The organism is Nonomuraea sp. NPDC049129, assembly GCF_040648495.1.
In the GTDB taxonomy this organism is placed as follows: Bacteria; Actinomycetota; Actinomycetes; order Streptosporangiales; family Streptosporangiaceae; genus Nonomuraea.
This window is the reverse complement of record NZ_JBEZDU010000003.1, coordinates 172358-188631: the sequence shown is the minus strand read 5'-3', so window position 1 is coordinate 188631 and position 16274 is coordinate 172358. Positions and strand designations below refer to the sequence as shown.

The following is a 16274-nucleotide window of genomic DNA, read 5'->3' as shown; positions in this document are numbered from 1 at the left end:
GGGGAATTGCGAAGGGAATCGCCGTGGCGCACGTCGAAGTAGGACATCTGACATACGTACTGCCCGACGGGCGGCCGTTGCTCAACGACGTGTCCTTCCGGATCGGCGAAGGCGTCAAGGCCGCGTTGGTCGGGCCCAACGGGGCGGGCAAGACCACGCTGATGCGGCTCGTCGCCGGGGACCTGCAGCCGGTGGCGGGGAGTGTGGCCAGCTCCGGTGGGCTGGGGGTGATGCGGCAGTTCATCGGCAGTGTGCGTGACGGGAGCACGGTGCACGATCTGCTGCTGAGCGTCGCTCCGCCGGCCGTGCGGGAGGCGGCCGCGCGGCTGGAGCGGGCCGAGCTGGTGATGATGGAGCGCGACGACGAGAAGGCGCAGATGCGCTACGCGCAGGCCATCACCGACTACACCGACGCCGGTGGCTACGACATCGAGGTGCTCTGGGACACGTGTACGGTGGCCGCGCTCGGCGTGCCGTACGACAACGTGAAATATCGGGATGTGGCGACTTTGTCCGGCGGCGAGCAGAAGCGGCTCGTGCTCGAAGCGCTGCTCCGCGGACCGGACCAGACGCTGCTGCTCGACGAGCCCGACAACTACCTCGACGTGCCCGGCAAGGAGTGGCTGGAGCAGGCGCTCAGGGAGACCCCCAAGACGGTCCTGCTGGTCAGCCACGACCGGCAGTTGCTGGCCAACGCGGCCGACCGGATCGTCACCGTCGAGTCCGGAAATATCTGGATCCATGGTGGTGGTTTCGCCACGTACGCGGAGGCCCGCAAGGCCCGCAACGAGCGCCTCGACGAGCTGCGCAGGCGCTGGGACGAGGAGCACGCCAAGCTCAAGGCCCTGGTCATCATGCTGAAGAACAAGGCCAGGTACAACGACGGCATGGCCCCCGCCTACCACGCGGCTCAGACCCGGCTGCGCAGGTTCGAGGAGGCGGGGCCGCCCGAGGAGGCTCCCGCCGACCAGAACATCAAAATGCGCCTCAAAGGCGGTCGCACGGGCAAGCGCGCGGTCATCTGCGAGGGCCTGGAGCTGACCGGCCTGATGCGGCCGTTCGACCTGGAGGTCTGGTACGCCGAGCGCATCGCGGTGCTCGGCTCCAACGGCTCGGGCAAGTCCCACTTCCTGCGGCTGCTCGCGGGCGAGCAGATCGGCCACTCCGGCGTCGCCAGACTCGGCGCCCGCGTGGTCCCGGGTCACTTCGCCCAGACGCACGCCCGGCCCGACCTGCTGGGTCGCTCGCCGGTGGAGATCGTCATGACCGAGCACGCCAGGCTGAAGAACGAGGCCATGAAGGTCCTGGCCCGCTACGAGCTGGCCGGGCAGATCGCGGAGCAGCGGTTCGACACGCTATCGGGCGGTCAGCAGGCGCGGCTGCAGATCCTGCTGCTGGAGCTGTCCGGCGCGACGCTGCTGCTGCTCGACGAGCCGACCGACAACCTCGACCTGGCCAGTGCCGAAGCGCTCCAAGCGGGTCTGGACGCGTTCGCGGGTACGGTGGTGGCGGTCACGCACGACCGCTGGTTCGCGGCGGATTTCGATCGCTTCCTGGTGTTCGGCGCGGATGGCACCGTTTACGAGGCTTCCGAACCGGTCTGGGATGAGGCCAGGGTCGTCCGTCCCCGCTGAACGCGTTAAAGAGCTCCATAAAGAGTTGGTACGGCAGGCGCGTGTCCCGCCCCTGCCGTGCCCATAGACCGGCTATCACGGCAAAGTGATCCCGCGTAGCCGAACCGTCAGCCTCCTCGCACTCGGGGCGATCTGCCTAGCCGGGTGCTCCAGCGAGGAACCGTCCAAACAGCAGCTCAAGCCCCTCGTCCTCAAGGAGCAGGTGTCGAACGTCGTCAAGTCGTCCGACGGCTACGCCGTGAACTGGGCAGGAATCCTCACCAACGCCAACCCGTGGCACTTCGGCGAGCATGTGGTGGCGACGATCGTCGGGCGTGACGCCGCCGGCACCGAGGTGGTCCGGATGGACCAGTCGCTCGACGCCGTGCCGCCGGGCGGCTCGCTGGCCTTCACCGGCCAGGTCAACGCGCCCCAGAAGCCGGCCAAGGTGACCATCGACTATCGCCCCGCCCAGTGGCGGCCCGCCGCTCGCATCGCGTCGGCGTTCAAGGAGTTTCCCGTTTCGCGGGTGCAGACGCTCCGGCAAAAGGACCGTTCTTATCTTATTACCGGCTATGTCGACAATCCCTATCAGCTGCCCGCCAGCAGCCTGGTGGTGAACGTGTTGCTGCGCGACAAGGCGGGCAAACTCCTCGGCGGCGGCAGTACGTTCGTCGACGACGTGAAGGCGGGCAGCCCGCCGCGCTTCATCCTGACCGTGAGCGGCCTGCCCGCGGGCAGCGTGGTGGCCAAGACCGATGTGACCGCCCGGACCTGGGGTTCGACCGGCCGCCCCTTCGAGGACCTGGCGCTCGGTGGCGCGGTGCCGCTGCACACGATCAAGCCGACCACCGAGCCGTTCGCGATAGACCGCGGCAGTCAGGCCATGACCGACCACCAGCAGTGAATTGCTCATCAAATATCAATCAAATAAGCCGATAAATCGGACAGAGTGGCCATTAGCTGCAAACCAGGCCGAGCGCAACAAATTCCTTAGGCGGAGTGTCGTCGGCAAGAGCTTCATTCCCACAGAAGGAGTGGAACTACTAGTTACTAATCCATTACCTTCAGTCATATGAATGACCGCGCCCTGGTCGAGTCACTCCGCGCCCGTGACCCGGGTGCCCTCGCCGCGCTCTACGACGCCTACGCCGAGGGCATCCACAGATACTGCTGGTCCCTTCTCCTCAGCTCCGACGGCGCCCAGGTGGCGCTCCGCGACACGATGATCGCGGCGGAGGCCCACGCCGGTTCCCTGGCCGATCCCGGCCGCCTGCGCCCATGGCTGTACGCCCTGGCCCGCGCCGAATGCCTGCGACGGCGGATGGCCGAGCCGCCGAACGCCGACGAGGCCCTGGCGCAGGCTCCGCCCCCCGACAATCCGGCCGACGCCGACCTGCGCGTCGTGGCCTGGAACGCGATCCAGAGCCTGTCCCACGACGACCGTGAGGTGCTGGAGCTGTCGGCCAGGCATGAGCTGCCCACCCCGGAGCTCGCCGCGGTGCTGGGGGTCGCGGCGCGTCACGTCGAGGCGGCCCAGGAGGAGGCGCGCGAACGACTGCGCGACGCGATCACGGCGGAGCTCCTGGCCAGGAAGAGCCCCTACGACTGCGCGTCACGGGCCGGCATCCTCAAGGGCTTCTCCGGCAGGCTGACGCCAGAGACGCGCGCGCGGCTGGTCGGGCACCTCGCGGGCTGCCTGACCTGCTCCCCCCACCGCACGCGCCAGGTGTCGGCGGCCAAGGTCTTCGAGCTGCTGCCCCGGATCCCGCTGCCGGAGTCGCTCGCGGTCAGGGTGATGAGCTGCTTCGCCGACCCCGAACTCCAGCCCTACCGCCGCTACGTGGCCCGGCGCTCGGGGGCGCTGGACGCCGCCGGGTTTCCCGTTGCCCCGCGCAAGAACGCTCGGAGGTGGCCTCAGGCGCTGGCTGGCGCGATGGCGGCGGCCGCGACCGTGGTGGCGATAATGATGATCTTCCAGCAGTTCGGCCGGATCGAGGGTGGAGTGCCGGGCATCGCGTCAGCCGCCTTCCCCGCGCCCGGCGAGCCGCCGGGCATCAGGCTGCCCTGGCAGCCCGAGCCCCAGGACCCGCGGATCAGCGTCGAGCCCATCCTGGACAGCACGGCGACCGTCCCACTGGGTTCCCTGCCCCCGACGGCGACGCCGTCAACGGGCACTGTGCCCACCATCGGCGCCCCGGCGAGCTCCGCCTCGTCCAAGGCCCCCGAGGCGCCCGGGCCCCAGTCCGACCAGGTCACCCCCACCCCCGACCACCAGTCCGCCGAGCCCGGAGAGCCGGACGCGCACCCGGGCAGGGAGCCGGATAAGCAGCCCGGCAGACACCCGCACAAGCACTCCCGCACACCCCGCCCCAACGACCTCCCGACGCCCGCCGCGACGCCGACCCAGACACCGGTCGCCCCGCCGATCGTCACACCGGCACAGACACCGGCCCAGACACCCGGCCAGACGCCGGCACAGACGCCGACCGCGACGCCGCCCGCCACCGTCCCGGCCGGCTGAGGCCCCTGCATGGAGGCGTACCAACTGCGCGAGGACCCTCAACTGGGCTGCCGGGTCTGCCCCCTGCCGGTCAGCGAGGAGCGGGCCGAGCTGATGGCCAGGAGCCATCACGTCGCCTGGCCCACCTGGCTCGATCAGGGCCCCCGCATGCTCCGGGACGTCCTCGAACTGTGCCGCCTGCGCACCGCCCGCGGCCTCGCCGTCCTGTCCTGGCTCTCGGGGAGCGAGCCGCCCGGCGGCCCGCCCGCCGAGCTCGGCTGGCTCTGGTCCTCACGCCGCCTGACCGGGCAGCGCCAGGAGCGCCTGTACGCGGCCGCCGCCGCGGTGCCGGAGCCCGTGCTCGGCCTCGTACTCGCCAACTGGACCTGGGCGCTCGGCACCTGCCACGGCGGCCGGGTCGCCGCCCCCTACCTGGCGGGCACCGCCTACCCCGGCGACGGGTCGGTGGCCGCCGCCGCCACGATGACCCTCTACCAGACCTTCGACCGCCATCCGGAGTCCCGCCCGGCCATCGCGGCCGCCTGGGCCGCGGCTCGGGCGGGCGCCGACTGGTGCCGGGCGGCCGAGCTGCACGCCGCTTACGGCACGCAGACGCCGGTCTTCACCTATCCCCGGGGTACGAGCCCGATCCCGGTCGGTGTCCGGCCGTGGATAGAGCGCCTGTTCCGCCTGCGTTGACGATGTTACGAAAGTGACCAGGATTACACAGAGTGACGGGCGGGAACTGTGTGCACTATGCACGCCCTCAGAGCCGGACTCATGGCAGTCTGCCTGGTCGTCACCCTGTGCCCGCCGGCCGACGCGGCCCCCGGGCCGTCCCGCCGGAAGGTGACGCAGGCCCGCCACGCCGTACGGGACCGTACGCGGCAACTGGGCACCGCGAGCGCGCGGCTCGCCGAGGCCCAGTCACGGCTCGACGACCTGGCGGCCGGGGCGGAGCGGCTGGTGGAGGCGTACAACGGGGAGCTCGTCCACCTCGAACGCGCCAGGCGGGCCCGCGACCAGGCCCAGGCCCGGCTGGCGCTGGCCGACGCCGAGGTGGAGAAGGCCCGCGCGCCCGTCGCGCTGCTCGCGGCGCAGGGCTACAGCGGGCTCGACATGATCACGCCGATGCTCGGCATGATGACCGACATCGGCGACACAGACGGCTTCCTGCACCGGGCGAGCGTCCTGGAGCAGCTCAGCGGCGAGCAGGGCGCGGTGCTCGACCGGATGCGCGACGCCCAGGAGGTCTCCGCCATCCTGCGGAGCGCGGCGGCCGACGCGTACGCCGAGCACCAGGCCGTGTCCGAGCGCGCCAGGCAGGCGAAGGTCGCCGCGGAGGCGGCCGTCGCCGCGCAGAAGCGTGAGACCAGAGGGCTGGAGGCCGAGCGCGCCGCGTGGCAGCGGCGGGTCGACGCCGCGCGCACCCACGCTAACCTGCTGGCCAGGCGGCGGGAGGCGGCGCTGGCGCAGGCGCGCCTCAGCGGCGGGCTGCACGCGTCCGGCTCGCTCATGGGCGACGTCGCGGCCAACTGGGCGCTGACCCAGCTCGGCAAGCCGTACGTGTGGGCGGCCGATGGCCCGGACAGCTTCGACTGCTCGGGCCTGACCATGCGAGCCTGGGAGCAGGCGGGCGTCGGCATCGACCACTGGACCGGCACGCAGTGGACCTCGGGCCCGCACGTGCCGCTCGACCAGTTGCGCCGCGGCGACCTGCTGTTCTTCGGCTACGTCACCAGCGACCCGAGCACGATCCACCACGTCGGCATGTACGTGGGCGACGGGCTGATGGTGCACGCGCCACAGACCGGCGACGTAGTGCGGGTCGCCTCCATGTGGCGAGGGGACCTGGTGGGTGCCACCCGTCCTCAGTGACCTACTCAGCTATGGCCTTCGTCTTTGGCGCGCTGGAAGGAGCGCTTGATCTCGACCTCGGCTTCCATCCGGCCCACCCAGTTGGCGCCCTCGACGGACTTGCCGGGCTCCAGGTCCTTGTAGACCTCGAAGAAGTGCTGGATCTCCAGCCGGTCGAACTCCGGCACGTGGTGAATGTCGCGAATGTGCTCCATCCGCGGGTCGGTGGCCGGGACGCACAGAACCTTGTCGTCGCCGCCCTTCTCATCCGTCATCCGGAACATCCCCACCGCGCGGCAACTGATGTAACAGCCCGGGAAGGTCGGCTCCTGGAGCAGCACCAGCGCGTCGAGCGGGTCGCCGTCCTCACCGAGGGTGTGCTCGATGAAGCCGTAGTCGGCGGGGTACTGCGTAGAGGTGAACAGCAGCCGGTCAAGCCTGATGCGACCGGTTTCGTGGTCCACTTCATACTTGTTCCGTTGTCCCTTGGGAATCTCAACGACAACGTCGAACTCCACCGCGGTTCCTCCGCTCACGCCGAGTGGGCGTTAATGTCTCGTAGGCGAACACCAGGAGAGAGGTCAGGCGACGTGGCGCGGCACGAGCGGTGGGTGATGCTGACCACTCTCGCCATGCTCCAGGTGCTGACCATCGTCATCGGCCTCTATGCGATGACCAATGACTTCAGCCTGGGCGCGCTGACGAGGGGATCGTCACCGACCGAGCCGACACCGTCTCCTCAAGGGTCTCCCCCCGTCTCCGTGGTCACCGCGGGGCCGGTGCTGGCCCAACTCCAGGTGAGGGCCGGAGACGGACCTCTCACTACTAAGCGTACTTTGACCCAGCAGCTCACCCGCGCCCTGGGTGACGAAGCGCTGGGCGCTCGGGTGGGCGCGGTGGTCCTCGACGCCGCCACCGGCGAGCAGGTATTCGCCGCCAACCCCGACGTCGGCATCACTCCCGCCTCCACCACAAAGTTGGTCACCTGCACGGCCGCGCTGGCCGCGCTCGGCCCCGACACCCGTCTGTCCACCCGGGTGACGCAGGGCCAGTCGGCCAACTCGATCGTGCTGGTGGGCGGCGGAGATCCGACGCTCGCCGGGCCGTCGGCCAAGTCCCTGTCCTATCCCAAGCAGGCGTCCCTCGCCACGCTCGCCTCGCGCACCGCCGCCGCGCTCAAGGCCAAGGGCGTCACCAAGGTCACGCTCTCGTACGACGCCTCCCTGTTCACCGGTTCCACGCTGGCACCCGGATGGAAGCCGGGCTACGTGCCCGACGGCGAGGTGGCGCCGGTCTACGCGCTGGCGATCGACGAGGGGCGGCGCGACCCCGCCGCGAGGCAGCCGCGCGTGTCCAACCCGCCGCAGTACGCCGCCGCCGCGTTCGCCCGCCTCCTGACCAAGTACGGCGTGGGCGTCGCCAAGTCCGTACGACCGGGCAAGGCACCCGCCGGGGCCGCCGAGCTCGGCCGGGTCGACTCGGCACCGCTCTACGCGCTGGTCGAGCACACGCTGACGTTCAGCGACAACGACCTGGCCGAGGCGCTGGCCAGGCACATCGCCATCAAGGAAGGGCAGCCGGCGTCCTTCGAGGGCGCGACCAAGGCGGTGGTCGGGGTGCTGCAACGGCTCGGCGCGGCCAAGGGCGTACAGGTCTTCGACGGCAGCGGCCTGTCCGCGCGCAACCGCATCAGCGCCGACGCGATGGCCCGGGTCATCGCGGTCGCCTCCGCCGCGTCCCACCCCGACCTGCACCCGATCGCCTCCGGCATGCCGATCGCCGGATTCTCCGGCACCCTGGGCAACGGCAGACGCTTCACCGGCGGCGACAGCAAGGGCCAGGTCGGCCTCGTACGCGCCAAGACCGGCACCCTCAACAACGTCAACACGCTGGCCGGCATGGCCACCACCAAGGAAGGGCGCCTGGTCACTTTCGCCTTCCTGGCCGACCGCGTCCCGAGCACCGCCGAGCCAGTACTGGACAGACTCGCGGCCATCGTCGCAAGGTCATGAGGGCAGGTCTTCGCGGGCGAGAAGAGAACCACGTACGGTGGACGGTATGCAGGTGATCGACTGGGATCTGGCCGTCACGACCGGCACGCGCCTGGTGCGCCCCGGTCCTCAGGTGAGCCGGGAGGAGGCCAGGCAGGCCGTCACCGAGCTCCGTGCGCTGTCGCGTGAGGCCGAGGGGCACGTACGCGAGTTCACCAAGATTCACACTGAGACCGCGCCGCAGGCGGCGACCATCGTCGACCGTCCCGGCTGGATCAAGGCCAACGTCGAGGGCTTCCGTGTGGTGCTCGAACCGCTCACCGAGCGGGTCGGCGCCGGGGCCAACCCGCCGCCGGCGATCGTCACGGCCGTGGGCTCCCGCATCACCGGCGTCGAGGTGGGCGCGGTGCTCGCCTTCCTCGCCTCGCGGGTGCTCGGCCAGTATGAGCTGTTCCTGCCGCCGGACCCGACGGGCCGCGAGCCGGCCGGGCGTCTGACCCTGGTCGCGCCCAACATCGTGCACGCCGAGCGCGAGATGAACGTCGACCCGCACGACTTCCGCCTCTGGGTGTGCCTGCATGAGGAGACGCACCGCGTGCAGTTCACCGGGGTGCCGTGGCTGCGCGAATACATCCGTTCGCAGATGACCGAGTTCCTGCTGGCCTCCGACCTCGACCTGGGCACGCTGCTGGAGCGGCTGCGCAGCGCCGCCGACACGGTGGCCGACGTGGTGCGCGGCGGCGAGGGCAACCTCATCGACGCCATCCAGTCGCCCGGCCAGAAGGAGATCCTCGACCGGCTCACGGCCGTGATGACGCTGGTCGAAGGGCACGGCGACTACGTCATGGACGCCGTCGGTCCTTCGGTGGTGCCGTCGGTGGCCGACATCCGCGCCAAGTTCGCCCATCGCCGCGAGGGCGGCTCTCGCCTCGACCGTACGGTCCGGCGGCTGCTGGGCATCGAGGTCAAGATGAAGCAGTACGCCGAGGGCTCGGCCTTCGTCCGCGCGGTGGTGGACCAGGTCGGCATGGACGGCTTCAACCGCGTCTGGACCTCGCCCGAGACCCTGCCGACGACACCCGAGATCACCGACCCCAGCGCCTGGGTACGCCGCGTCATCGGCAGCAACGCCCTGCCCGCCTGACTCGTCATGGGCCCGCACCCGGCCGTCGCGGACGTCCGAAGGGCCGTCCGTGAGGCGCTGGCCGACGTCGGTGACGGCGTGCTCGTGCTGGCGGCGTGCAGCGGGGGAGCCGACTCCCTCGCACTCGCCGCCGCGCTCGGCTTCGTCGCGCCGCGCGCGGGCCTGAAGGCCGGGTTGCTGACGGTGGACCACCAGCTCCAGGAGGGTTCCGCCGCCCGCGCCGAGACGGTGGCCGCGCTGGCCCCGGCCTTGGGCCTCGACCAGGCCGAGATCCTCACCGTCGACGTCGGCACGTCCGGCGGCCCGGAGGCGGCGGCCAGAGACGCCCGCTATGCCGCGCTCGCCGAGGCGGCCGACCGGCTCCAGGCCGCGACCGTGCTGCTCGGCCACACCAGGGATGACCAGGCCGAGACCGTGCTGCTCGGCCTGGCCAGGGGGAGCGGGCTCAGATCGCTGTCCGGCATGGCCCCGGTGACCGGCCGCTACCGCAGGCCGCTGCTGTCCCTCTCCCGTGCCACCACCGTCGCCGCGTGCGCGGCGCTCGGCCTCAGCCCTTGGGACGATCCGCACAACGAGGATCCCCGCTACACCCGCGTACGGGTAAGGACCAGGGTGCTCCCGCTGCTGGAGTCGGAGCTGGGGCCCGGCGTGGCCGACGCGCTCGCCAGGACCGCCGATCTCGCCCGGGACGACGCCGACGCCCTTGACGAATGGGCCGACACGGCATATCAGAATTGCGCTCTAAGCGATATCGCCGGTTCGGTGACGCTGTCCGTACCCGAACTGGAACGCCTCCCAGGCGCCGTCAGGCGGCGGGTCCTGCGGCGGGCGGCCATCGCGGCGGGAACGCCCTCCGGAGCCCTCTCCGCGACCCACGTGCGTGCCGTCGACCGGCTCATCACGGCGTGGCGCGGGCAGAAGGCCGTGGATCTACCCGGGGGTCTGGCCGCTGTGCGGCGGTATGACACCCTGATACTCGCCATCAGTCCCATCCCGTAAGGAACCACAGGTGGACGCTGCCGATATGGGCAAGGACCTCGAGAAAGTCCTGATTCCTCAGGACGAGCTCCAGGCCAAGGTGAAAGAGCTTGCCGGGCGGATCGACGCCGACTACGCGGGCACGGAGCTCCTGCTCGTGGGCGTGTTGAAGGGCGCGGTCATGGTGATGGCCGACCTGGCCAGGGCGTTGCACGTGCCCGTCCAGATGGACTGGATGGCCGTGTCGTCCTACGGTGCGGGCACCAAATCGTCCGGTGTCGTGCGGGTGCTGAAGGACCTCGACACCGACATCATGGGCCGCCACGTGCTGATCGTCGAGGACATCATCGACTCGGGGCTGACCCTTCACTGGCTGCTGGAAAACCTCAAGTCGCGCAACCCGGCCTCGCTGGAGATCTGCGCCGCTTTGCGCAAGCCCGACGCGGTAAAGGTGCCGATCGACGTCAAGTACGTCGGCTTCGACATCCCCAACGAGTTCGTCATTGGTTATGGCCTCGACTACGCGGAGCGTTACCGCAATCTCCCCTTCATCGGCACCTTGGCTCCCCATGTTTACAAGTAGCCGCCGGGAACACCGCGCCACCTGACGTACGTTGGTAGGGCAAGACCGGTGTAGCGGGCGGTCCCTCCGCGCGCTTCCCCGGTGTACCTTCTGACTCCGGGAGGGTGACCAAGCGTCCCCTTCGGGTAGTCAGAAGTCGCGGCGTCGGATGCCGCGGCCCCGGGAATTCCCGGGGTTCCAGGCCATGGTCAGGAAGGGACGGGCCCGCAAGGGGTTCCGCATCGGATGGATCTCAAGCGATTTACACGTGGGCCACTGCTGTGGATCCTGGGCATCGTCGTGCTGCTCCTGCTCGTCACCCAGCTCTGGAGCGGCGGCGGCAATTTCAAGCAGGCCGACACGTCCACAGTCCTCCAGCAGATTCGCACCGGCAATGTAAGCAACGCCAAGATTGTCGACAAGGATCAGCGCATCGAGCTGACGCTGATCAAGCCGATCACGGTCAGGCCGGGTGACACGGCGACCAACATGATCCAGTCTGACTGGGTCGCCGGCTACGGGCCGAAGCTGACCGAAGAGCTGCAGGCGCAGGTTCAGGCGGGCACGACCAAGAGCTTCACCACCGAGGTGCCCCAGGAGAACTTCCTGGTCAGTATCCTGGTGAGCTTCCTGCCGATCGTCTTCATCGTCCTCATCTTCCTGTTCATCATGAACCAGATGCAGGGCGGCGGCTCACGGGTCATGAGCTTCGGCAAGTCCAAGGCGAAGCTGATCACCAAGGACACCCCCAAGACCACCTTCTCCGACGTCGCGGGCGCCGACGAGGCCATCGAGGAGCTCCAGGAGATCAAGGAGTTCCTGCAGGCCCCGGCCAAGTTCCAGGCGATCGGGGCGAAGATCCCCAAGGGCGTGCTGCTGTACGGCCCGCCCGGCACCGGCAAGACGCTGCTCGCCCGCGCGGTCGCGGGTGAGGCCGGCGTGCCGTTCTACTCGATCTCCGGCTCCGACTTCGTCGAGATGTTCGTCGGCGTCGGCGCCTCGCGGGTCCGCGACCTGTTCGAGCAGGCCAAGGCCAACGCGCCGGCGATCATCTTCATCGACGAGATCGACGCCGTCGGCCGGCACCGCGGCGCGGGCCTGGGCGGCGGTCACGACGAGCGCGAGCAGACGCTCAACCAGCTGCTCGTCGAGATGGACGGCTTCGACGTCAAGGGCGGCGTGATCCTCATCGCCGCGACCAACCGGCCCGACATCCTCGACCCGGCGCTGCTGCGTCCGGGCCGATTCGACCGGCAGGTCACCGTCGACCGCCCCGACCTGGAGGGCCGCAAGGGCATCCTCAGGGTCCACGGTCGCGGCAAGCCGTTCGAGCCGGCGGTCGACCTCGACGTCATCGCCCGTCGCACGCCCGGGTTCACCGGTGCCGACCTGGCCAACGTGATCAACGAGGCGGCGCTGCTCACCGCGCGCGCCGACAAGAAGCTGATCTCGATGGACATCCTCGAGGAGTCGATCGACCGCGTCATGGCAGGACCCGAGCGCAAGTCGCGGGTCATGTCCGACAAGGAAAAGAAGATGATCGCCTACCACGAGGGCGGTCACGCGTTGGTGGCGCACGCGCTGCCCAACTCCGACCCGGTCCACAAGATCACGATCCTGTCCCGTGGCCGCGCCCTGGGTTACACCATGACGCTGCCGATGGAGGACAAGTTCCTGGCCACCAGGTCCGAGATGATGGACCAGCTCGCGATGCTCATCGGCGGTCGTGCGGCGGAGGAGCTCGTCTTCCACGAGCCCACCACCGGCGCCTCCAACGACATCGAGAAGGCCACGGCGGTCGCCCGCCGCATGGTGACCGAATACGGCATGAGCGAGCAGCTCGGCGCCCGTAAGTTCGGCTCCGGCCAGGCCGAGGTCTTCCTGGGCCGCGAGATGGGTCACGAGCGCGACTACTCCGAGAAGATCGCTTCGACGATCGACGAGGAAGTCCGCCGGATGATCGAGACGGCGCACGACCAGGCGTGGGACATCCTGGTCGAATACCGCGACGTGCTCGACAACCTGGTGCTGCAGCTCATGGAGAAGGAGACGCTCTCCCGCGACCAGGTGCTGGAGGTCTTCGCCCCGGTCGTGGTCAAGGAGCACCGCCCGTCCTACGCGGGCTACGGCAAGCGGCTCCCCTCGGACCGCCCGCCGATCCTGACCCCGAAGGAGCAGTCGGCCAACGGCTCGCTCGCCGCCGCCAGTCACCAGGACGCGCTGCCCTCTGGAGACAGTGCGTGAGTTCGCAAGACGTAGACCTGGGCCGGATCGAGAAGGCCGTCCGCGAGATCCTTTACGCCATCGGCGAGGATCCCGACCGTGACGGCCTGCTCGACACGCCCTCTCGGGTGGCCCGGGCCTACGCCGAGCAGTTCTCCGGCCTCGGACAGACGCCGGAGGGCGTGCTCAACAAGGTCTTCGACGTCGACCACGACGAGATGGTGCTCGTCAGGGACATCGAGGTCTACTCCACCTGCGAGCACCACCTGGTGCCCTTCCACGGGGTGGCCCACGTGGGCTACATCCCCAACGAGCGTGGCCAGGTGACCGGGCTGTCCAAGCTGGCCCGCCTGGTGGACGTCTTCGCCCGCCGCCCGCAGGTGCAGGAGCGGATGACCTCGCAGATCGCCGACGCGCTGATGCGCGTGCTGGAGCCGCGCGGGGTGATCGTGGTGGTGGAGTGTGAGCACCTCTGCATGACCATGCGCGGGGTCCGCAAGCCGGGCGCGAAGACGGTGACCTCGGCGGTGCGTGGCGATTTCCGTACGAGCGACAAGACCCGCGCCGAGGCGATGGCGCTGATCCTGCACCGATAAGCACCAGCCGGTCGGCCTGGGGCGCTGACCCGGCACCGATAGGCAGCTGCCCTGATAAGCACCAGTCAGCGAGCCTTTGGCACTGATCGGATTGTTATTTGTGTGTGGGCACCCTCCACAGACCCCATCAACCACGACCGCCTAGGCTTGGGGCATGGTTGTCGGAGCAGAGGCGCGGTGCCTCGTCATGGGCGTGGTCAACGTCACGCCGGACTCGTTCTCCGACGGGGGCCTGTGGTTCGACGAGGCGGCCGCTATCCGGCACGGGCTGGAGCTGGTCGGTGAGGGGGCCGACATCGTCGACGTGGGTGGCGAGTCCACCCGCCCCGGCGCCGCCAGAGTGCCGCTCGACGAGGAGCTGGCCCGCGTCGTGCCAGTGATCAGGGCGCTCAGCGCCGAGGGAGTGGCGGTCAGCGTCGACACCATGCGGGCCGAGGTCGCCAAGGCGGCGGTGGAGGCGGGGGCGAGGCTGGTCAACGACGTGAGCGGCGGCCTGGCCGATCCCGAGATGCCGCGCGTGGTGGCCGCCACCGGCGTCGACTATGTGGTCATGCACTGGCGCGGCCACAGCCATGACATGGACCGCCGGGCCGTCTACGACGACGTCGTGACCGAGGTGCGCGAGGAGCTCGCCAAGCGGGTCGACCTGGTGCTGGCCGAGGGCGTGTCCGAGGAGCAGATCGTGCTCGACCCCGGGCTGGGCTTCGCCAAGAACCCCGCGCACAACTGGGAGTTGCTCGCCGGGATGGGGGAGCTGGCCGAGCTCGGCTATCCGCTGCTGATCGGGGCCTCGCGCAAGCGGTTCCTGGGGCGGCTGCTCGCCGACGCCGACGGCACGCCGCGCCCGTTCAGCGGCAGTGACGACGCCACGGTGGCCGTGACGGCGCTGGCCGCGCACGCCGGTGCCTGGTGCGTACGAGTGCACGAAGTAGGTCCCAATGCCGATGCCGTGCGCGTGGCCGCCGCATGGAAGAGACCCGGAGCCAACACATGAGTGTCGACACCGCCGCGATCGAGACGGTCAACCAGGACTTCTATCTCGCGATCGAGGACGCCAACCTCGACAAGATGACCGAGATCTGGGCCGAGGACTCCGCCGACGAGCAGGTCAGCTGCGTACATCCGGGCTGGACCCTGCTCTCGGGGCGGTCCGAGGTGCTGCGCTCCTGGGCGCTCATCATGGCCAACACCACCTACATCCAGTTCGTGCTGACCGACGTCAACACCACCGTGCTGGGCGATGTGGCCGTGCTCACCTGCGTCGAGAACATCCTCACCGCCGGCGAGGAGGGCGAGTCCAGCTTCGCCGCCGGCAAGGTGGTGGCCAGTAACGTCTACGTACGCACGGCGCAGGGCTGGCGGCTGTGGATGCATCACGGTTCGCCGGTGCTCCAGGGTGACGACGACGAGGAGGAAGGCGAGCTTGAGGTCTGATCGCATCGCGCTGAAGGGCCTGCGGGCCCGGGGCCGGCACGGCGTGCTGGCGGCCGAGCGTGAGCTCGGGCAGGAGTTCGTGGTCGACGCGACGCTGTTCCTCGACACCGCCCCCGCCGCCGCCTCCGACGACCTCGGCAAGACGGTCCACTATGGTGAGCTCGCCCAGGCGCTGGTCGCCGTGGTGGAAGGCGAGCCGGTCGAGCTGATCGAGACGCTCGCGCAGCGCCTCGCCGACGTGTGCCTGGCCGCCGGCCTGGTGGAGTCGGTCGAGGTGAGTGTGCACAAGCCCGCGGCACCGATCCCGCTGCCGTTCGACGACGTGGTCGTCACCATCCATCGGAGTCGCGAATGAACTTTGGTGAGCAGAACGTGGTGAGCAGTAGGTGAGCGAGAGGAGTAGCACGTGAACGTCGTACTGTCTCTCGGTAGCAATCTCGGACGGCGCTTCCAGACCTTGCAGGACGCCATCGACACCCTTTTCGACGCACCGGGGCTGGAGTTCGTCGCGAGCTCGCCCGTCTATGAGACCGACCCGGTCGGCGGTCCCGCCGGGCAGCGCCCCTACCTCAACGCGATCGTCATCGCCGAGACCTCGCTCCAACCGCAGGCGCTGCTGGAGCGGGCGCAGGGCGTCGAGAATGCCTTCGGGCGGGAGCGCAAGGAACGCTGGGGCCCGCGCACGCTCGACATCGACCTGATCGTCGTGGGTGACACGGTCTCCGACGACCCCGACCTGACGCTGCCGCACCCGCTCGCGCACGAGCGGGCCTTCGTCCTCGTCCCGTGGGCGGATGTGGACCCCGACGGCGTGCTGCCCGGCCAGGGCCAGGTCGCCGACCTGCTCACGGACCTCGACCAGAGCGGCGTACGGCTGCGTGCTGACCTCAAGCTGCAGAGCCCGGATTGAGGCCCACTCGCCCCGGCCTGCTGGTCGGCATCATCGTCGTCGTGGCGCTGGTCGCCTGGATGGTGGTCAGGGAGTTCTACGCCGACCTGCCCATCGTGCCGTGGACCGCCATCCCCACCGTCCTGCTGCTGGCCCTCGGAGAGGCCTACAGCGGATGGGTGACGAAGGCCCGGATCGACCGCAAACCTGACACCAAGCCGGTCGAGCCGCTGGCGGTGGCCCGGCTGGCGGCCTTGGGCAAGGCGTCGGCCTATGTGGGTGCGGTGTTCGCGGGTGTCTTCGGTGGGTTCGTCCTGCACACGGTCCAGCTGTTCACCAGGGAGACGCCGCGGTTCGAGTTCTTCATCGCGGTGGGCTCGCTGCTGGCGTTCGTGGTGCTGATCTGCGCCGCCCTCTTCCTGGAACACGCCTGCCGCATCCCGAAGGACCCGGAGGATCAGCGGCCCAGGTAGAGCGTGACAGC

Annotated in this window: 17 protein-coding genes; 16 read left to right on the top strand and 1 reads right to left on the bottom strand. The window is 69.6% G+C overall.

Going from position 1 to position 16274, the window contains the following annotated elements; translation table 11 throughout:
- Positions 1-23: 23 nt before the first annotated feature.
- The 5 genes from AB0B64_RS10290 to AB0B64_RS10270 all read left to right on the top strand — a co-directional run bounded on the left by AB0B64_RS10290 (position 24) and on the right by AB0B64_RS10270 (position 5994).
- A complete protein-coding gene (locus AB0B64_RS10290) occupies positions 24-1634 on the top strand; it encodes an ATP-binding cassette domain-containing protein (RefSeq protein ID WP_357938762.1) in 1611 nt (536 codons plus the stop codon).
- Positions 1635-1719: 85 nt separating this feature from the next.
- Entirely contained in the window at positions 1720-2520 is an 801-nt protein-coding gene (locus tag AB0B64_RS10285; protein WP_358176209.1) for a hypothetical protein, read from the top strand.
- A gap of 168 nt (positions 2521-2688) precedes the next feature.
- The gene (locus AB0B64_RS10280; protein ID WP_358176206.1) at positions 2689-4137 is read left to right on the top strand and encodes a hypothetical protein; all 1449 of its coding nucleotides are present in this window, start codon (positions 2689-2691) and stop codon (positions 4135-4137) included.
- Positions 4138-4146: 9 nt separating this feature from the next.
- A complete protein-coding gene (locus tag AB0B64_RS10275; RefSeq protein ID WP_357938768.1) occupies positions 4147-4815 on the top strand; it encodes a hypothetical protein in 669 nt (222 codons plus the stop codon).
- Positions 4816-4872: 57 nt separating this feature from the next.
- Positions 4873-5994: an NlpC/P60 family protein gene (locus AB0B64_RS10270; protein ID WP_357938770.1), complete on the top strand. Its 1122-nt coding sequence runs from the start codon at positions 4873-4875 to the stop codon at positions 5992-5994.
- Positions 5995-5999: 5 nt separating this feature from the next.
- Here AB0B64_RS10270 and AB0B64_RS10265 read toward each other — a convergent pair whose 3' ends face one another.
- The gene (locus AB0B64_RS10265; protein WP_225293326.1) at positions 6000-6491 is read right to left on the bottom strand and encodes an inorganic diphosphatase; all 492 of its coding nucleotides are present in this window, start codon (positions 6489-6491) and stop codon (positions 6000-6002) included.
- A 72-nt stretch (positions 6492-6563) separates the two neighbouring features.
- Here AB0B64_RS10265 and dacB point away from each other — a divergent pair, with 72 nt between their 5' ends.
- The 11 genes from dacB to AB0B64_RS10210 all read left to right on the top strand — a co-directional run bounded on the left by dacB (position 6564) and on the right by AB0B64_RS10210 (position 16263).
- Positions 6564-7985 (top strand): D-alanyl-D-alanine carboxypeptidase/D-alanyl-D-alanine-endopeptidase, encoded by a 1422-nt coding sequence (gene dacB / locus AB0B64_RS10260; RefSeq protein ID WP_357938772.1) that lies wholly within the window; start codon positions 6564-6566, stop codon positions 7983-7985.
- A 46-nt stretch (positions 7986-8031) separates the two neighbouring features.
- A complete protein-coding gene (locus tag AB0B64_RS10255) occupies positions 8032-9108 on the top strand; it encodes a zinc-dependent metalloprotease (protein ID WP_357938774.1) in 1077 nt (358 codons plus the stop codon).
- Between the two features lie 6 nt (positions 9109-9114).
- On the top strand, positions 9115-10107 hold the full coding sequence (gene tilS, locus AB0B64_RS10250; RefSeq protein WP_358176203.1) for a tRNA lysidine(34) synthetase TilS: 993 nt from the start codon (positions 9115-9117) through the stop codon (positions 10105-10107).
- 10 nt (positions 10108-10117) lie between these two features.
- Positions 10118-10669 carry a hypoxanthine phosphoribosyltransferase gene (hpt, locus tag AB0B64_RS10245; protein WP_225293318.1) on the top strand — a complete coding sequence of 184 codons (552 nt, stop codon included), beginning with the start codon at positions 10118-10120 and terminating at the stop codon, positions 10667-10669.
- Between the two features lie 225 nt (positions 10670-10894).
- Complete coding sequence (gene ftsH, locus AB0B64_RS10240; protein ID WP_357938778.1) at positions 10895-12892, top strand: ATP-dependent zinc metalloprotease FtsH; 1998 nt, start codon at positions 10895-10897, stop codon at positions 12890-12892.
- Positions 12889-13467 (top strand): GTP cyclohydrolase I FolE, encoded by a 579-nt coding sequence (folE, locus tag AB0B64_RS10235; RefSeq protein WP_357938780.1) that lies wholly within the window; start codon positions 12889-12891, stop codon positions 13465-13467. The genes ftsH and folE overlap by 4 nt, the downstream gene beginning before the upstream one ends.
- A gap of 187 nt (positions 13468-13654) precedes the next feature.
- Positions 13655-14461 carry a dihydropteroate synthase gene (gene folP, locus AB0B64_RS10230; protein ID WP_357939745.1) on the top strand — a complete coding sequence of 269 codons (807 nt, stop codon included), beginning with the start codon at positions 13655-13657 and terminating at the stop codon, positions 14459-14461.
- Positions 14458-14901 (top strand): nuclear transport factor 2 family protein, encoded by a 444-nt coding sequence (locus AB0B64_RS10225; RefSeq protein WP_214641971.1) that lies wholly within the window; start codon positions 14458-14460, stop codon positions 14899-14901. Before folP ends, AB0B64_RS10225 begins: the two co-directional genes overlap by 4 nt.
- The gene (folB, locus tag AB0B64_RS10220) at positions 14891-15256 is read left to right on the top strand and encodes a dihydroneopterin aldolase (protein WP_357938782.1); all 366 of its coding nucleotides are present in this window, start codon (positions 14891-14893) and stop codon (positions 15254-15256) included. The genes AB0B64_RS10225 and folB overlap by 11 nt, the downstream gene beginning before the upstream one ends.
- Positions 15257-15307: 51 nt before the next feature.
- Entirely contained in the window at positions 15308-15811 is a 504-nt protein-coding gene (gene folK, locus AB0B64_RS10215) for a 2-amino-4-hydroxy-6-hydroxymethyldihydropteridine diphosphokinase (RefSeq protein ID WP_357938784.1), read from the top strand.
- Positions 15808-16263, top strand: coding sequence for a DUF3180 domain-containing protein (locus tag AB0B64_RS10210; RefSeq protein ID WP_357938786.1), 456 nt, complete (start codon positions 15808-15810; stop codon positions 16261-16263). Before folK ends, AB0B64_RS10210 begins: the two co-directional genes overlap by 4 nt.
- Positions 16264-16274 lie beyond the last annotated feature (11 nt).

What these genes read in the sequence shown, in the direction of transcription:
- AB0B64_RS10280 (WP_358176206.1), top strand. Translation starts at nt 2,689, where the DNA reads ATGAATGACCGCGCCCTGGTCGAGTCACTCCGCGCCCGTGACCCGGGT.
- AB0B64_RS10275 (WP_357938768.1), top strand. Translation starts at nt 4,147, where the DNA reads ATGGAGGCGTACCAACTGCGCGAGGACCCTCAACTGGGCTGCCGGGTC.
- AB0B64_RS10270 (WP_357938770.1), top strand. Translation starts at nt 4,873, where the DNA reads ATGCACGCCCTCAGAGCCGGACTCATGGCAGTCTGCCTGGTCGTCACC.
- AB0B64_RS10255 (WP_357938774.1), top strand. Translation starts at nt 8,032, where the DNA reads ATGCAGGTGATCGACTGGGATCTGGCCGTCACGACCGGCACGCGCCTG.
- tilS (WP_358176203.1), top strand. Translation starts at nt 9,115, where the DNA reads ATGGGCCCGCACCCGGCCGTCGCGGACGTCCGAAGGGCCGTCCGTGAG.
- ftsH (WP_357938778.1), top strand. Translation starts at nt 10,895, where the DNA reads ATGGATCTCAAGCGATTTACACGTGGGCCACTGCTGTGGATCCTGGGC.
- folP (WP_357939745.1), top strand. Translation starts at nt 13,655, where the DNA reads ATGGGCGTGGTCAACGTCACGCCGGACTCGTTCTCCGACGGGGGCCTG.
- AB0B64_RS10225 (WP_214641971.1), top strand. Translation starts at nt 14,458, where the DNA reads ATGAGTGTCGACACCGCCGCGATCGAGACGGTCAACCAGGACTTCTAT.